Genomic DNA, 15,670 nt, shown 5'->3' with positions numbered 1-15,670 from the left:
TATTTAATTACTAGGTATTATTATTTTTAATGATACTAACTCTGTAATCCGCAGTCAATAATTTTTTTCCTGCATCTTATTTATTTTTGCTTCGCTTCATGAAATGCTGCTTTCACTTTATCCAACAGGTCTTGATCCGAAATCAATTTATACCCTGTAAGTGCAAGGGCTTTTGCTCCGGTCAGGATGGCTTTGTCTCCAGCAGGGGATTTGGCACAGTCGCGGAATTCATTCGTATGGGCAATCAGCTCATCATGGCCAATTTTTATGTAAGGATGTGCTGTCGGCACTACATGGCTTACATTACCTGCATCCGTCGAGCCATAGCCGCTCTCTTTTCGAGGAGCCACCGCTTCCCCTAATTGGTCCAGTTCTTCTTTTAACAGTTCATCCAGGACTGGATTAATGACAAAATCGAGCACTTCATTTTGGAAGCGTTCAACTTTTACGTTACTTCCTGTGGCAAGTGCTGCACCTTCAGCAACAGCACGTATTTTTTTGGACACTTCTTGGCAAAGTTTCCATGTTGTTGCTCTAATGTAAAATCTGGCGGAAGCATATTCAGGAATGATGTTAGGCGCTTCCCCGCCATTGGTGATGATACCATGGATTTTGACCTCAGCTGGGAGCTGCTGGCGCAAAGCATTAATGCCATTGAAAAGCTGAATCACCGCGTCAAGTGCATTCACGCCTTCTTCAGGTGCAGCTGCTGCATGCGCTGACTTCCCGTAAAAATGAAAATCAAGGGGGTCGACAGCCAAAAACGGACTTGTGACACCCGTTTTCCCGGCAGGATGGATAAGGATGGCCGCATCTACCCCATCAAATAAACCGTGCTTCACAAAACTCCCTTTTGCGCTTCCATTCGGACCGCCCTCTTCTGCCGGTGTTCCGAAAACAATCACCTCTCCGCCCGTTTCCTCCAGTACTTGAGCCAAGGAAATGCCCGCTGCAACACTTGTTGTGCCGATAATATTATGACCGCAAGCATGGCCTAAACCCGGCAATGCATCATACTCGGCTAAAAAGGCAATTGTGGGTCCTTTCTTTGAAGAGGTTTTTTTGGCGATGAATCCTGTTTCATGTCCGGCAATATTGCGGGTCACTTCAAATCCTTCATTTCGAAGTATTCCGGTTAATGTATCCGAAGCGAAGAATTCTTGATTCCCAATCTCGGGTTTGGCATGAATGGCTTGACTCGTTTCGATATATAATTTGGAATGAAGGTCGATGTGATCTTCAATGATCTGCTGATGCTGCTTCTGCACTAATTCTCTCGCCATATTCGTATCTCCCCTTTTTGGTTTAAGGAGCCGGAGAGGCATCTTTCATCCATCCGGCATTCCTTCACTTGTTCTCAAGCATTATTTTTCATTAGCTGGTTTTGTCCAAGCATCCTGGTAATTGACCAATTCATCTACAGAAACATATGCAGGAATGGTGTTTCCTTTAAACGTTTTTTCAATGAACGCTTCCACTTTTTTCGATTGATAAAGCTCCACTAATTTTTGCAGCTCAGGACGATCGGCATTGCCCTTTTTAACTGCAATGATATTAATATATGGTTTCGCCGTTTTACTTTCATGGAATAATGAATTTTTTAAAGTAAGGCCCGCTTCGACGGCAAAGTTATTATTGATGGCTGAAGCATCGGCATCATCCAATAGACGAGGCGTATTGCCGGCAGCAACAGGCTGGATTTTCAATTTTTTCGGATTGTCCTTAATGATTTCCAATGATCCCGATCCATTGAATTCCTCTTTCAAAGTAATCAATCCAGCTTCCTGAAGAAGGAGCAGTGCACGGCCAAAGTTTGTCGCTTCATTCGGAACGGCAATCGTAGCACCATCCGGAAGATCCTTAAGACTTTTATGTTTTTTCGAATAAAGGCCCATAGGCGCAATGACAGTCGACCCGATGGCCTCTAATTTCAGATTTTGATCTTGAACGAATTCATCGAAGTAAGCGACCGTTTGAAATGAATTGGCATCAATTTCACCTTCACTTAACGCAAGGTTCGGTTGGATATAATCATTGAAAGTGACCAGTTCGATATTAAGCCCTTCCTCTTTCGCTATATCGACAATGTATTCCCATGTTCTCGTATCCCCGCTGCTGACACCGACTTTCACTGTTTTCACATCATCCGAACCGCCTGATGCACCTTCTTTTTTCCCGCATGCTGCAGACACGATGGCCAATGCCAATACGATGATCGTTAATAAGATTTTCTTCATTTCTCATGCCTCCTGTTATGTTTATCTTCTTCTGATTTTTCTTGAAACGAAATTCCCGGTGGATTGCAATAATTGAACGATGATCACGAGCGCCGCCACCGTGACGATCATCGTCATCGTATCGAACCTTTGATAACCGTAAGCCAAAGCTAGATCTCCTACCCCGCCTGCACCGACGGCACCTGCCATGGCCGTAGAACCAACAAGCCCGATTGTCGCTGTTGTAAATGTAAGGATCAATGAACTAAGTCCCTCGGGAATCAAAAAGCGGTAAATGATTTGCCATGTCGTCGCCCCCATCGCCTGAGCTGCCTCGATGATCCCTTTGTCCACTTCCAACAGGGAGTTCTCCACAAGCCGGGCAATATAAGGAGCCGCATAAAAGATTAACGGAACAATCGCCGCATTCGTTCCGATTGCACTGCCTACAATCATTCTTGTAAACGGAATAAGTGCTACAAGCAAGATGATGAAAGGAACCGACCGCAATATATTGATGATCGGGTTCAATACATTAAAGACCCATTTATTCTCCAGGATGTGACCCTTTCTTGTAATGACAAGCAGGATACCGAGCGGAAGCCCAATCAATCCGGAAAATACCAATGAGATGGCTACCATATAAAGTGTGTCACCGAAAGCTGTCGACAGCTGATCTGCCGTTATTTCCATTCCCCAAAGCGTATTACCCATTAAACCTGCACCTCCTGGACGAGAATCCCCTCATCTTTAATATATTGATAAGCTTTGTCCACCTCATTTTTGTTTCCTGTCACTTCGATGATCAAATTCCCGAAAGGCGTTTCCTGAATTTCAGAAATATTGGCTGATAAAACACTTAAATGAACATCATATTTCTTCGAGATCGTTGAAAGTAAAGGAGTACCCGAAGTAGTCCCAATAAAATTAATTTTCCAAATAATCGGGATATGGGACCCTATGCTTTTTAGGAAACTTTGTGGGATTTCGTCATGTATGACCGTTCTCACGAAGTTTTTTGCAATATCCGTTTGCGGCTTCGCAAAAACCTCGAAAACCGAACCTTGTTCAACGACGCATCCGCCCTCCATGACTGCTACCTTATTGCAAATTTCCCTAATGACAGACATCTCATGAGTGATTAGCAGAATGGTGATATTGTATTCTTTATTGATTTTCTTTAAGAGCTGAAGAACGGCACTCGTTGTTTGTGGATCCAATGCCGAGGTAGCTTCATCACACAATAAGATCGATGGATTGGTGGCCAATGCTCTCGCAATGCCGATCCGCTGCTTTTGACCGCCGGATAATTGTTCCGGATAACTCTTTGCTTTGCTCGATAAGCCAACGAACTCCAACAGCTCGCCTACCCGCTTTTTGATTTCTTTACTAGGGGTTCCCGATAAAATCAGCGGCATGGCGATATTATCAAAAACGGTCTTTGAGTTCAGCAAATTGAAATGCTGAAAGATCATCCCGATTTTTTTCTTTTCTGCCCGCAATTCCTTCGGGTTCAATTTGGTTAAATCCTTGCCCCCAACAATCACCGAACCATCTGAAGGATGTTCAAGCAAATTGACCAACCTGATCAACGTACTCTTCCCGGCCCCGCTATAACCGACTACACCGAATATATCCCCCTTTTCCACTGTCAAATTGATGCCCTTCAAAGCCTCGACAGTCTGTTTCTTTGTTTGATAAACCTTTTTGACATGTTGAAACTCAATCATCCAATCTCCCCCCATGCTGTTTATTTGTACGAATTCATTATCTAGAGAAGAGCTTTGCCAAGTTTCATAATGATAAGGTTAATTTTTGGAACTTACGAGTAAATGCGCGGAATTCACGAGTAAATGCGTGAAACTCACGAGTAAATCTGCCAAATTCACGAGTAAATACGTGAAACTCACGAGTAAACCTGCCAAACTTACGAGTAAATGCACCAATACTCCAAATAACCATATACATTTTGAATAAACAAAAGAGGCCTCTTCCGTCATCAGACAGAAGAGGCCTCTTTTAGACATCAAAAAGAGTAAACTCTTAAATTAATTATCTAAGAAAAGCTCCTTCTTATCTTTCAAACTTTCGTCCGTTGGAATTAGCACAGTATTTTTACAAAAGTAAAAACCCGCTGCCGAGGTATCATAGGGCCAAGTCCCTCCACATCTCTTGATAAGAATTAACGTTATATTTAATTATGTCCTTCACTATATATTCTAATTTCTCTAAAGTCAACCGTGTTTTTCATCACGCTAAATATTTTTACAGTATAGTGAATTGATAGATTTTAATTATATTAATATAATTTTAAATCGATTTACTCATTCTCCATACAAGGTATTTTTCATTTTCTTCGCTTATCTTCTTCATGCCTGAATTCGTATATAAACGAATCGCCCTTCCATTATCCGGAGAAACCCTTAAATGATATTCGGAGACGTTAAATTGCCTGAAAAAGTTTTCTGCGTAACGAACCAATTCCTTGCCAAGGCCTTTACTGCGGTAATCGGGAATAAGATAAAAAAGATTCACATAGCCGATCTCCGTTCCTTCATACTCACGAATTTGAAGTTCCATCTGGCCAATCGGTTCTTGGTCCTTTTCAATAATCACCTGTCCATCCGGAAATTTCCGGACCCGTTCTTTCATTCGTTGCAGATATGTATTCTCATCTCCAAAACCATCTTCAGATCCAAAACTTACAACATAGGAATCTTTCCTGAATTTAATGATGATCTCTTTATCTTTATCGGTATCAATGGTACGAAAGATCAGATTCACCCACCCCTATCATTTTAGTGAAATAGTTTTTTAAAACAAGCAAATCTCATTTTACTTACGCATTTTTATGATATTTATTTTTTTCTTTTTCATAAATAATAGGCTTTGCGGGGCCCTTTCGTTTTTGTGCCTTGATGAAAAAACATTTGCCATCTTCCATTCGTACATTTCCAGATTGAACTCCTTAAGGTATGTTCCACTTTATCTTCATCAAAAATCCGGTACGTCGTTAAAACGGTATCCTCAGACAATGGATGCATATCAAATTGACTTAGTGTCATCTTCACCGCTCCGGCTCCCTCTTGTCCCAAAAAATCGTTTTTTGACCATATGTTACCCGAACTGCCGAACTCAAAGAAATCATCTTTCAATAATAATGAAAGCTCTTCTGGTGATTTACGGACTTCAGACTTTAACAATTTCTCCTCTAGCTGATACAAATGCTCTTTTAACAACGAAGATTCACTTTCCATTCATCTTGCCCTCCTTTTTCAGCTATTGTGAAATTCATGATCCATGCCGGCAAAGATTTTTTATCCAGTTGGTTAATATTTTGCGGTCAGCAACGTTTTTTGTATTTAACCGTTTTTGCCATACCTACTTGTTTTCATATTTCCAAGAAACTGGACTCAGGATGGACTTCAGAGTGTTAGTTACAATTTATTCTACAATACTAGCGGTCATTCCTTTTTGACGGCCATTCGCTGCGAATTATTCCTTACTGATCCTCCCACATCTTCATCATTGATTCCAAAAAAAAAGGAGCTGCAAATGGCAGCTCCTTTTTCTGTGCATCCGTTTGTTTTCCCATCAGGTTAACGTGATAGTGTACCTTGCAGGCGATTCGTTTCGGCGATTACTTTTTCTTCATCGATCGTTAAGCAGCGGCGATCTTTCACGACCATTTTGCCATCGATGTATACATCACATACATCATTTCCGCGTGCTGCATAGAGCAGGTGCGAATAGGCTTCACTCAGCGGCTGCAGATGTTCTTTGTCATATGGGTAAATGGTGATGAAATCTGCTTTTTTACCAGCTTCCAGTGATCCTGTATGGCTCATGCCTATCGCTTCTGCGCCCATTCTTGTGGCCATGGCGAGGGCTGTTTGGGCAGGGAATTTGGTGGCATCCTTATAGATTCCTTTTTGCAGTAATGCAGCTGTCCTCATTTCTTCGAACATATCGAAGTTGTTATTGGAGGCGACACCGTCTGTTGCTACTCCCACTTTAATGCCTGCATCAAGGAGACTGACGACATCGGCAATTCCAGATCCGAGCTTCAGGTTACTGATTGGATTGTGGGCAACGCGAACATCATGCTGTTTCAGTATCGCCCGCTCTTCATCATTGAGAACCACACCATGTGCCATCACGGTAGGCTGATCGAACAGACCTAGACGGCGAAGGTGCTCGACAGGACGGGATCCGTAACGCTTTTCGATGTCGAGGATTTCAAAATCCGTTTCCGATACGTGGATGTGCACCATCAAATCATTCTCTTTTGCAATCCGTGCACTTTCCATGATCGCTTCAGGTGTGCAGGCATATGGGCTATGTGGGGCGACCATGGTAGTCAGGCGTCCATCGGCAAACGTTTTATAGTTTTTTGAAAACATTTCTGCCCCCATGAGGTTCGCTTTTTGGTCTTTTTCGGTACCCAAGCTGAAGATCGTGTAGGAGAATGCTCCGCGCACTCCTGTTTCACCTATCGTCTCCATGACAGCACCTGCATCTATTCCATTCGGATTAAACATATCCGAAAATGTCGTGGTTCCTGATTTCATCATTTCCATAATGCCAAGCTGAGAGCTTACAGAGGCGATTTCCGTTGTAAACTGGCTTTCAAGCGGCCATATTTTCGTTTCAAGCCATGGCTTCAGCAGCATATCGTCCCCGATTCCGCGTAAAAGGGTCATTACAATATGCGAATGGGCATTCACAAGGCCTGGCATGATCCATTTCCCGCCAAGGTTGACCACCTGATCTGCATCTGCCAATTGTTGTTCATCATGCTGGCCGATGTAAGATATGGAATGATCTTGTACAATCATCATGCCGTTTTCAAAGATTTGATTTTCCTTGTCCATAGTAAAAAATGTAGCATTCACATATATGGTTTTCATAAGTAGTTCCTCCAAAGTCGTATCATGTATCAACATGGTCTATTCCGCATTCTAAACTAGCATCTTACAGGTAATCAAGTAATTTCATATTATCAGGGACCATTTCCATTTACCTTAGGAACCTATTGGAAGAGCTCCAAGATGCATGACTCATGCGAAATCAGTTGTTTAAGAAAATCTTCCCTCCATTGCTGGCGACTTGTATGGCTTCTTGCACATCTTGAAGGCTGTAGTAGGAAGCCGGCATCATGAACTTCAATCTTTTATCATTAATGAAACCCATCAAAAGGTTAAACGTTTCATGCCAAGTTTGTACAGAAGCCTGCTGATTCCAATGCCGAAGATGAAACATTTTAACATCCACTTTTGTCCTTTGTGAAATTTCCGCCCAATTTACAGACTGTCCTGATAAAAGGCCAATCGTTAATAAGATGCCATTAGGCCGAACACAAAAAGCTAGCTCTGAACCATCGTTGCCGCCCACTGAATCTATGGCCGCTTTCGCTCCGCGCCCATTCGTCCATTCCATCACTTCATCCTGCAAGGATGATCGGGACGTATCGATCACATATGAAGCACCAAGTTTAAGCAGTTCCTCCGTATACTTATTGTTTCTCGTTACAGCAATCAGCTTAAATCCAAGTATCTTGGATAACTGGGCAAGGATACGGCCAATGGCTGATCCGCAAGCATTTACGAGTAATACATCATCGGGTTTCAATGCCAATACTTCTGTACAGATTAGCCATGCGGTTATCGGGTTTATATATAATTGCGCTGCAATATAATCCTCGATCGAATCGGGAATGACGATGGCCAAATCCGCTGATGTTTTAACATATTCCTGCCAGGTCCCTTCACCGCGCAAAGGCAGAACACGCTTGCCTATCAGCTCGTTCGAAACCGATGGACCCACCTCTTCTACAATGCCGACCCCTTCATATCCGGGTATGGAAGGCAAGGGAATTCGGTGGGAATATGCACCGCGAATGGGCAGCAAATCAGACGGGTTAATGGGACGTGAAGTCATCCGAACGAGGACCTCCCCTTCGAAAGGTTTTTGAATACATTTATTTTCAACTTTTAAAACCTTTTGCGGATTCCCGAACTCATAGAACTTAACACATTTGGCTTCCAAGATGATAAGCCTCCTTCAATTTATTAGTCTTTCTATTTTATCATTTAAACTGATCCCACCTGGCACTTAAAGCGCTTTTAACTCTGGATTTATGTACATGTATTGTGGTTTTTCACGTGTTAATCCCTTTACATAAATTTGACGTTAAGAATCTTCTTATTTTTCCAAGCATATGGTTTATAAAACGTTTGTTTATACAAGGGGTGGAGAGATTGAATAAAGTAGGAAAAGATGATTTTGTATCTGGGTTCGTACCACATCATAATCATGGATCTGTTGATTATACCTCCGTAGCGGACGGCCATGTCCATCAATGTTTAGATGTAACTTCCCCGCCAATTTCATCACAAGAGGGAGAACATATTCATTATACTGAAGGATATGTGTTATTTGAGGATGGGCATACCCATTATTATAAGGCATATTCGGGACCACCCATCCCGGTTGGAAATGGAATGCACGTTCACTATTACGATTTTTACACAACGGAAGATGATGGGCATAGCCATAGAATTAAAGGGGTCGACCAACCTGCTCCAGGGAATAAATAAGATACATGATAAACAAAAAACATCAGGGGAATGTGAAATCCCCCTGATGTTTTTTTGCCTCCGATCGTCTGCCTCTAAATGCATCTCACTGATCTTGAGATAAACCAATTGGAATGCATAGGGGCGTTGATCAACAGGATTTTCAATAATGCAGCATTCCAGTCCGAAGACGTCCTTGATCATCTCTTTTGTAAAGACCGTTTCAGGCGGTCCTTCTTTATAGATTTTCCCCTTCTTGATGCTGATCAGATGATCGGCATACTGTGCCGCTTGATTCAAATCATGCAGGACCATGACAATCGTACGCCCATGAGTGAGGTTTAAATCGCGCAGTAATTCCAGTATTTCAATTTGGTGCGCTAAATCCAGATAGGTTGTCGGCTCATCCAACAGTAATAGGTCGGTTTCTTGTACCAAAGCCATTGAAATCCATGCCCTTTGCCTTTGTCCTCCAGATAATGCATCCAATGTCCGATCAGCGAATTCCGTCATTTTTGTTGCGGATAATGCACGGTCGACAATGGCATGATCTTCCGGGGTTTGTCTGGAAAATAAGCCTTTGTGCGGATGCCTGCCATAATAGCACAGTTCTTTAACGGTAATATCTTCAGGAGCTTCCGGAGCTTGGGGTAAGATAGCCAATTTCTTTGCCACATCCTTGGAAGATTGAAGATGAATGGCTTTTCCATCTAAATAGATCGTGCCTTGCTGGGGTGTTAATAATCTGGCTAGAGACCGTAGAATGGTAACTCCGATTAATATGACAGAAACACTTAACAACATATAACGCAGTAATTTTAATCTTTCACCGAGACCTGTGGCTATATCGTCGCCAAGGCTAAGTACATCCATTTTAGAAGTTAAGGCAATCAATACCGGGACAAGGACAAGAATTGGAAGCAAAATGAATACTTGATCCCATACTCTTCCCCATAGACTGCCAGTCAGCCACAGCAGTATCGTGTTTACATCATCCGGGAACTTGACCAAGAAATACTCTATCCCCGCTTGATATATGGTCCCTAAAGCAATTCCCACCAAAGCGATTGTATTTGGCTGGGCTCCTTTTTTATAAACAAATAGCATCAAAATTGCCGCCATGACCGCCGCTCCGATAAAAGCTGAATAAAGATCATTTTGGCCATTAAGGCAACCTGCATGCATTTTATTGTTTACGTGAAGTTGAACTTTAAAAAAAGTAAAAAAAGAGCAAACCCGTTAAGGTCTGCTCTCCTTGTATTGCCTTTTCAAAGAAACTATTTTCTTTCAATCAGCATCTCTTCAAGAGGATATTCTTCATTTGTAGCTTCTTTTTTTGGGCGTTTTATGGAGGTTTTAATAAGAATGGTAGAAACGATTGATAATGCCCCCATGATCAGGTAGCCTGTCGATCTAGAAAACACTTCAATCAAGATGCCGATTAGGACAGGTCCTAAAAACATACCAGCAGAATATAAACTTTGGAACAAGCCCATTCTCGTGGATTGTTTAATCTCCGGGATATTTTCAACAGCCCAGGAAGTGACGACCGTAAAGATCAATCCGTAACCGAAGCCTTGAAATGCCTGTAATAGAAAAAGCATCGTTAAATTTTCAGCATAAGGAATCAATATGATGATGACCCCTTGTAAAACCGCTCCCAAAATCGCTGTATTCATTAAACCGATTTTTTTATAAAAAAGGGCACCACATAATCCTGCGGCTAAACCATATATGATCAGGTGAGTGTTTGCCAGCATGCCAATCAATAGTGGATTTGCTCCAAGGTCGGTTGCAACTAAAGGTGTGAATGTATCCCTTGTTCCAATGGTGACCATCAAAGCAATCGTTGCCAAAACCGAAATGACCCAGATTTTTTTATCGGTGATTTGCTCGACAAGTATTTTCTTATCGTATTTAACTTTTACCCCTTTAATACTTAGGTCTTTTGTGAAAAACGTTAAAGCCAGCGCAAGTATGGCGGCGGCCACCGCTACTAAAAAGCTATACCGATACCCGTAACTATTGGCCACTACTGCACCGATGGTCGTCCCGAGTATGGAACCGACCGGCGATGCAACACCCAATATCGCCACTGCTTTTGCAGCTTCCTTCACACCAAAATAAGAGGCGAACATAACATTGTAAATAACCCAAGTGGAACCCGTTAAACCGTCCGAAATTTTCCCAAGGTACAATGTTGTTGAACTTGGTATGAAAAAGGCCAGCGTCCACATTACGATGGTTATCAGCAACCCCATTTGGATAAACAATCTTCGTTTATGCAGCATATCCGAAAATACGCCTATCGGAAGCCGTGTCAATAAAGCAACAATCCCTGAAATTCCGATGATACTACCTATCACAACTGAATCGAACCCAAGATCTTTAGCATAAGAGGAGATAAATGGATCAAATGCCGTAATGGTGACAAAGAACAACAAGCTAATGATAAAGAATAAGATGGTTTCTTTCCGATTATTAATTTTATTAGTTTTGTTCATATATTCCACCCTTTCATTCCCCTCCCTTTTGTCCCACTGGACATAAAGGCGATGCTATTATGGTTACACATATTCTCATTTACTTTCCAGGGTTGATACAGCCCATCCACCCGACATTTCAGGCAGAATGGGAGTATCCATTTCTTCAAGCGGCTGCACCGGAAGCATATCATTAATTGAATGCGTTTTCAGCAACCCTTATCATTTAGAAGCACACTCATGTCAACCTGACAGTGGCCGATAATTTATGGCCTTCCAAGCCTTCGATTTCGGATTGATCTTCCGCATGGGATGCCAGGAATTGTATGCCTTGGCCCGTGATTTCCTGATGTGTCATGACTTTCACATAACTTCCTGCCCAAAGTCCGCCCGTATATCTTGCTGCCTTTTGTGTCGGCAATGTATGGTTCGTTCCGGAGACTTTGTCAGAGAAGACGACGGAACTGCCTTCATCAAGGAACAATGATCCATAGTTATTTAGTTTATCCATCAATTCGCGGCTATTTTTAATATGCAAATGTAAATGTTCAATGGCATAATCATTGCAAATATCCAGTCCTTCTTGTAATGAATCTGCATGGATGATTTCCCCTCTTTTTTCCCATGATTCGTGTGCAGGGGAAGATGGTGAGAAGGTTTTCAAAAAGCCTTGGATTTCTTTTTCAGTTTCTTCGGCAACCGTTCGGGACGTTGTGACCAGAATGGCCCGTGCGTACGGATCGTGTTCAGCCTGGGCTAGTAAATCGGCCGCTATTTTCGTGGGTGACGCAAAATCATCAGCAAAAACCATCACTTCACTCGGTCCAGCAATAAGGTCTATGCCCACTTTACCGAACACTTGTCGTTTTGCTTCTGCTACAAACCGGTTTCCTGGTCCAGCGATGATATCCACTTCCGGGATGGACTCGGTTCCATATGCCATGGCGGCAATGGCCTGCGCCCCGCCAATTGCAAAAATGTCTGTAGCACCGGAGCGGATCAATCCATATAAAACTGCCGGATGGATGCCGCCTTCATAATTGGCCGGGCTTGCTGCAACGATTCTTTTTGCTCCCGCTACCTTTGCTGGGGCAACGACCATTGGTCCTGATGATAATAACGGAAATCTCCCGCCTGGTATATAAGCACCCACCTTTTCGATTGGTACGATTCTATGACCCATCCTGATTCCATCGCCAAAATCCTTTTCGAATGGAGTCAGGCAACTTAACTGTGCTTTAGCGAATTCGGAGACTCTTTCCACGACCCGGTCAATCAGTACTTTTACCTCTTCAGGAAGAGTCCTGATACAACGCTCGATCTCCTCTTCACTAACCCGGACCGGACGATCGGAATCACCGAATTTTTTTTCATATTCCCGGACGGCATCATCCCCGCCTGCTTTTACATTTTCAATAATGGACTTCACCGTTTGTTCTACTTCATGTGAAGAGGTCTGTTCAAATACGTCCGCTTTTTTCAAATATTCCATCCTATTTTCCCCCTAATCGTTGTTTAGTGAAGAGACGGCTGCTGCACAGCCGTCAGCTGGTCAATCAAGATACGCCGGTAAAATTCCCATCATCGATTGTGGATTCACCATCTTGTTGTGATTCGTTTTCATCAGGCAAATAGATCTGACGCAACACTTCCATTCCATCAAACAATAGCCATTCTTCCGAAATTTTTTCATTACGGATTTTATAGTGGCTGATGCCAGCAATATCAATGGCTTTTCCGCTTGGGGCCCCAAAGTATCCTGTTCCTTCGTGCACGCCTTGTATTCTCCAGCGAACCGCTACATCCCAATCACTGTCGGACCCTCGTCTATTACAAGTTACCCTTTCGAGAATCACTTTCCCATTCGGTATGGAGGCAAAGAGGCTCATGAACATTCCTTGAATTTCACTTACTCCGATTACATCCTTGTTGCAGACATAATGAACGACTGCATTTTCTTCATAAAATTCCCGAACAAAATTAAATGAGCGCCGAGCCCAAATTCGATTGAATACAAGCTGCATGAACTCCCCTATCTCGAACTCATCAGAAGATGGAGTGAATAGTTTTGGAGGAAGTCCCGTTTCTGCTGTCTCTTTAAATCCAAACTGTATAGCCGGAGCAAGCTTCTGCGTACTTTTAGCCATTTTTTTAGCAAACTCGACCGGATCCAATCCGAGTTGAAGGACAAGATGATATGTATCCATCACAAGCCATTCTTCGTAAATCTTATTATTTAAAATCATACAATCGGCGCTGGTTCTGAACATCACTTTCTTTCCGGTGGCAGGACCGTATAAACTATCTCCAAGGTTCGTTGCAACGGAACGTCCTCGATGTGAAGTGAAAAACCCTGCTTCATCATCACCTGACCAAATTACACTCCATCCCAGCCCTTTCCGATCCGGAAAAGCGTGCAATGTTTGCAGCGTCCCTGAAATGACTTCGTTAACCCCATGACTATTAATCAACCCTTTATGAACAGATATGCTTGTGCTATACGTATCGTAAATGAGCCCGATGTCTTTCTCTTTCCAGATTTGCCGCGTGATTTTCACAATATAATCAACGATGTTATTGTATTCTGGGTTAAAACCGTTCATCCTCTGTTTCTTTTGATTCGTTTCTTCTATATTAATGTAATCATAATCATCTTTTGTATCGAGCATATTAACGTCTTCAGCATCAGCATAGAAAATGAAGTTTGCTGATTTCTTGACCGGTTGGATTGTATTCTTTGCTGTTTTTTCTTCTTTTGGTGCTACTTCAATTGAACCTGTCTTCTTTTCTGCCATAATACCCATCCTTTTCGTATAAAGTAAATTCGTCAAAATGCAGGAATTCTTGTAAAGTCATTTAACAGATTGAGTGGCCTTGCTTGCAGAGATAACATCCGATAACGCAGTAGTAATCACATTATATAACACGATGCAAACAAATTTTGCGCCTTTGTCAAAAGCTCCATTTGCAGCATCGATGTTACTGGCTACGGTCCCGATCGGCACATCGAGTTCTTTACATTTTATGAATAGTTCATTGATGACCTTTTGCACTTCAGGATGACTTGCGCCTTCCAGTTGATAACCCATGTTCACCGAGAGGTCTGTGGAACCGATAAATGCCAAATCTATTCCAGGGACTGTTGCAATATCTTCAAAATTGGTTGCTGCATCAAGCGTTTCAATATGCACAATTATCATAACATTTTCATTACTCTCATCTAAATAGGGTTTTCCGCTATCTTTTCCGTAACGCGCCGGTCTGGTTGAATACGATACCCCTCTATTTCCATATGGGGGGAATTTACCCCGCTTAACTACATCAAGAGCCTCTTCCTTTGTATTGACCATCGGTACTTGTACACCTTTTGCCCCGCGATCCAAAGCCTTTTGAATACTGGAAGGGTCATATGAAACCCGGACGATCGGGACAAGCCCAACAGACTCTGCCGTACGGATAATGTTTTCAAGCTCTGATGGACTGAATGCACCATGCTCGTCATCAATTACGACGAAATCAAAGCCGGCATAACCGAGCATTTCGACTAATGGGGGGGAATTTATCCCTAAAAATGCACCAAGAACTTGTTCCCCACGTTTGATTTTTTCCTTTATGGCATTATTCTTCATCGTCTTCCTCTCTTTCCACAGACTCGTTCAATGCTGTAAAGATCACATTCTGTTCCCGGCATTTCAATCACCCGTCAACCATTTTCTCAATGCAGCGCTTACTTTTTCAGGCTGTTCCAAAGGGCTCAAATGTCCTGAATGGCTTACGATTTTAAGGCTCGCCGTCGGGATGTTTTCCGTTAAATACTCGGACATATGCAGGGGACATACCCTGTCTTCCCCTCCTGCCAAAATCATGGTCGGACATTCAATGGCAGGAAGGATGGGACGTTGATCCGAACGCGTCATCACTGCTTTTAATTGATTGATATATCCTTCAATGCCGACTTTTTCAGCCATAGCGATAATCTTGGAAACTAATGCTTCATCATTTCTACGGTCTGGATGGATTAACACCGGCAGAAGGTGATGGGTTGTAATATCCAGAAACTGACCATTATTCGCCATATCGATGAACCTCTCCCAACCTTCGATTTGTTCCAAGGTCGGAGGATTTGGATTTGTATCAAGCAAGGCCAATTTCATGATCCGTTCCGGTGCAAGTCGCATGATTTCCAGAGAAATGATGCCACCAAGTGATAAGCCTGCAAGTGCAAACTTATCAGGGGCCTCTTCCAATACCGACTTTGCGATTCCTTCTATAGTATCAGCCTTCGACACATCACAGACTTTCACATCTGCAAGATCTGCCAGGTTCACAGTTTCCCATAGACGTTCATCACAAAGTGTGCCCGGAAGCAAAATGAGCGGTACTTTGTCCATCC

The 15,670-nt window shown here is 42.6% G+C and carries 15 protein-coding genes, 2 pseudogenes and 1 riboswitch; of the genes and pseudogenes, 1 reads left to right on the top strand and 16 read right to left on the bottom strand.

Features of this window, described 5'->3' with window-relative positions; all coding sequences use genetic code 11:
* Positions 1 to 80: 80 nt before the first annotated feature.
* From N0M92_RS17420 to N0M92_RS17380, 9 genes are all read right to left on the bottom strand, one after another.
* Positions 81 to 1,283, bottom strand: a complete 1,203-nt coding sequence (locus N0M92_RS17420) for a M20 family metallopeptidase (RefSeq protein WP_260286994.1) — start codon at positions 1,281 to 1,283, stop codon at positions 81 to 83.
* 81 nt (positions 1,284 to 1,364) lie between these two features.
* Positions 1,365 to 2,237 carry a MetQ/NlpA family ABC transporter substrate-binding protein gene (locus tag N0M92_RS17415; RefSeq protein ID WP_260286992.1) on the bottom strand — a complete coding sequence of 291 codons (873 nt, stop codon included), beginning with the start codon at positions 2,235 to 2,237 and terminating at the stop codon, positions 1,365 to 1,367.
* Between the two features lie 21 nt (positions 2,238 to 2,258).
* Positions 2,259 to 2,909, bottom strand: coding sequence for a methionine ABC transporter permease (locus tag N0M92_RS17410; protein ID WP_053537357.1), 651 nt, complete (start codon positions 2,907 to 2,909; stop codon positions 2,259 to 2,261).
* A gap of 20 nt (positions 2,910 to 2,929) precedes the next feature.
* Positions 2,930 to 3,946: a methionine ABC transporter ATP-binding protein gene (locus tag N0M92_RS17405; RefSeq protein WP_260286991.1), complete on the bottom strand. Its 1,017-nt coding sequence runs from the start codon at positions 3,944 to 3,946 to the stop codon at positions 2,930 to 2,932.
* A 64-nt stretch (positions 3,947 to 4,010) separates the two neighbouring features.
* Positions 4,011 to 4,184, bottom strand: a complete 174-nt coding sequence (locus N0M92_RS17400; RefSeq protein ID WP_260286990.1) for a hypothetical protein — start codon at positions 4,182 to 4,184, stop codon at positions 4,011 to 4,013.
* Between the two features lie 102 nt (positions 4,185 to 4,286).
* Positions 4,287 to 4,398, bottom strand: a riboswitch (SAM riboswitch).
* Between the two features lie 128 nt (positions 4,399 to 4,526).
* Complete coding sequence (locus N0M92_RS17395) at positions 4,527 to 5,000, bottom strand: GNAT family N-acetyltransferase (protein WP_260286989.1); 474 nt, start codon at positions 4,998 to 5,000, stop codon at positions 4,527 to 4,529.
* 89 nt (positions 5,001 to 5,089) lie between these two features.
* A complete protein-coding gene (locus N0M92_RS17390) occupies positions 5,090 to 5,473 on the bottom strand; it encodes a nuclear transport factor 2 family protein (RefSeq protein WP_260286988.1) in 384 nt (127 codons plus the stop codon).
* Between the two features lie 342 nt (positions 5,474 to 5,815).
* The gene (locus tag N0M92_RS17385; protein WP_260286987.1) at positions 5,816 to 7,126 is read right to left on the bottom strand and encodes an amidohydrolase family protein; all 1,311 of its coding nucleotides are present in this window, start codon (positions 7,124 to 7,126) and stop codon (positions 5,816 to 5,818) included.
* A gap of 160 nt (positions 7,127 to 7,286) precedes the next feature.
* Positions 7,287 to 8,264, bottom strand: a complete 978-nt coding sequence (locus N0M92_RS17380; protein WP_260286986.1) for a zinc-dependent alcohol dehydrogenase family protein — start codon at positions 8,262 to 8,264, stop codon at positions 7,287 to 7,289.
* 212 nt (positions 8,265 to 8,476) lie between these two features.
* On the opposite strand from N0M92_RS17380, the gene N0M92_RS17375 reads away from it, so the two are divergent.
* Positions 8,477 to 8,815: a YmaF family protein gene (locus N0M92_RS17375; RefSeq protein WP_260286984.1), complete on the top strand. Its 339-nt coding sequence runs from the start codon at positions 8,477 to 8,479 to the stop codon at positions 8,813 to 8,815.
* Positions 8,816 to 8,900: 85 nt separating this feature from the next.
* Here the strand turns inward: N0M92_RS17375 and N0M92_RS17370 are convergent.
* From N0M92_RS17370 to N0M92_RS17340, 7 genes and pseudogenes are all read right to left on the bottom strand, one after another.
* Positions 8,901 to 9,562 (bottom strand): annotated as a pseudogene (locus N0M92_RS17370) (ABC transporter ATP-binding protein); the annotation flags it as partial.
* Between the two features lie 54 nt (positions 9,563 to 9,616).
* Positions 9,617 to 9,901, bottom strand: a pseudogene (locus N0M92_RS17365) (iron chelate uptake ABC transporter family permease subunit); the annotation flags it as partial.
* 170 nt (positions 9,902 to 10,071) lie between these two features.
* Positions 10,072 to 11,298 carry an MFS transporter gene (locus tag N0M92_RS17360; protein ID WP_260286983.1) on the bottom strand — a complete coding sequence of 409 codons (1,227 nt, stop codon included), beginning with the start codon at positions 11,296 to 11,298 and terminating at the stop codon, positions 10,072 to 10,074.
* A gap of 217 nt (positions 11,299 to 11,515) precedes the next feature.
* On the bottom strand, positions 11,516 to 12,769 hold the full coding sequence (gene hisD / locus N0M92_RS17355; protein WP_260286982.1) for a histidinol dehydrogenase: 1,254 nt from the start codon (positions 12,767 to 12,769) through the stop codon (positions 11,516 to 11,518).
* 64 nt (positions 12,770 to 12,833) lie between these two features.
* Positions 12,834 to 14,072, bottom strand: coding sequence for an ester cyclase (locus N0M92_RS17350; protein ID WP_260286981.1), 1,239 nt, complete (start codon positions 14,070 to 14,072; stop codon positions 12,834 to 12,836).
* 57 nt (positions 14,073 to 14,129) lie between these two features.
* Positions 14,130 to 14,906 carry an HpcH/HpaI aldolase family protein gene (locus N0M92_RS17345; protein ID WP_260286980.1) on the bottom strand — a complete coding sequence of 259 codons (777 nt, stop codon included), beginning with the start codon at positions 14,904 to 14,906 and terminating at the stop codon, positions 14,130 to 14,132.
* Between the two features lie 63 nt (positions 14,907 to 14,969).
* Positions 14,970 to 15,668 (bottom strand): alpha/beta fold hydrolase, encoded by a 699-nt coding sequence (locus tag N0M92_RS17340; protein WP_260286979.1) that lies wholly within the window; start codon positions 15,666 to 15,668, stop codon positions 14,970 to 14,972.
* Positions 15,669 to 15,670: the final 2 nt, after the last annotated feature.

The organism is Peribacillus aracenensis, from assembly GCF_025175645.1.
GTDB lineage: Bacteria > Bacillota > Bacilli > Bacillales > DSM-1321 > Peribacillus > Peribacillus aracenensis.
This window is presented reverse-complemented; position numbering and strand designations above follow the sequence as displayed.

Excerpts from the sequence above, each read along its gene's own strand:
- N0M92_RS17420 (WP_260286994.1), bottom strand. The coding sequence starts at position 1,283 with ATGGCGAGAGAATTAGTGCAGAAGCAGCATCAGCAGATCATTGAAGAT.
- N0M92_RS17415 (WP_260286992.1), bottom strand. The coding sequence starts at position 2,237 with ATGAAGAAAATCTTATTAACGATCATCGTATTGGCATTGGCCATCGTG.
- N0M92_RS17410 (WP_053537357.1), bottom strand. The coding sequence starts at position 2,909 with ATGGAAATAACGGCAGATCAGCTGTCGACAGCTTTCGGTGACACACTT.
- N0M92_RS17405 (WP_260286991.1), bottom strand. The coding sequence starts at position 3,946 with ATGATTGAGTTTCAACATGTCAAAAAGGTTTATCAAACAAAGAAACAG.
- N0M92_RS17400 (WP_260286990.1), bottom strand. The coding sequence starts at position 4,184 with ATGTATATGGTTATTTGGAGTATTGGTGCATTTACTCGTAAGTTTGGC.
- N0M92_RS17390 (WP_260286988.1), bottom strand. The coding sequence starts at position 5,473 with ATGGAAAGTGAATCTTCGTTGTTAAAAGAGCATTTGTATCAGCTAGAG.
- N0M92_RS17385 (WP_260286987.1), bottom strand. The coding sequence starts at position 7,126 with ATGAAAACCATATATGTGAATGCTACATTTTTTACTATGGACAAGGAA.
- N0M92_RS17360 (WP_260286983.1), bottom strand. The coding sequence starts at position 11,298 with ATGAACAAAACTAATAAAATTAATAATCGGAAAGAAACCATCTTATTC.
- hisD (WP_260286982.1), bottom strand. The coding sequence starts at position 12,769 with ATGGAATATTTGAAAAAAGCGGACGTATTTGAACAGACCTCTTCACAT.
- N0M92_RS17350 (WP_260286981.1), bottom strand. The coding sequence starts at position 14,072 with ATGGCAGAAAAGAAGACAGGTTCAATTGAAGTAGCACCAAAAGAAGAA.
- N0M92_RS17345 (WP_260286980.1), bottom strand. The coding sequence starts at position 14,906 with ATGAAGAATAATGCCATAAAGGAAAAAATCAAACGTGGGGAACAAGTT.
- N0M92_RS17340 (WP_260286979.1), bottom strand. The coding sequence starts at position 15,668 with ATGGACAAAGTACCGCTCATTTTGCTTCCGGGCACACTTTGTGATGAA.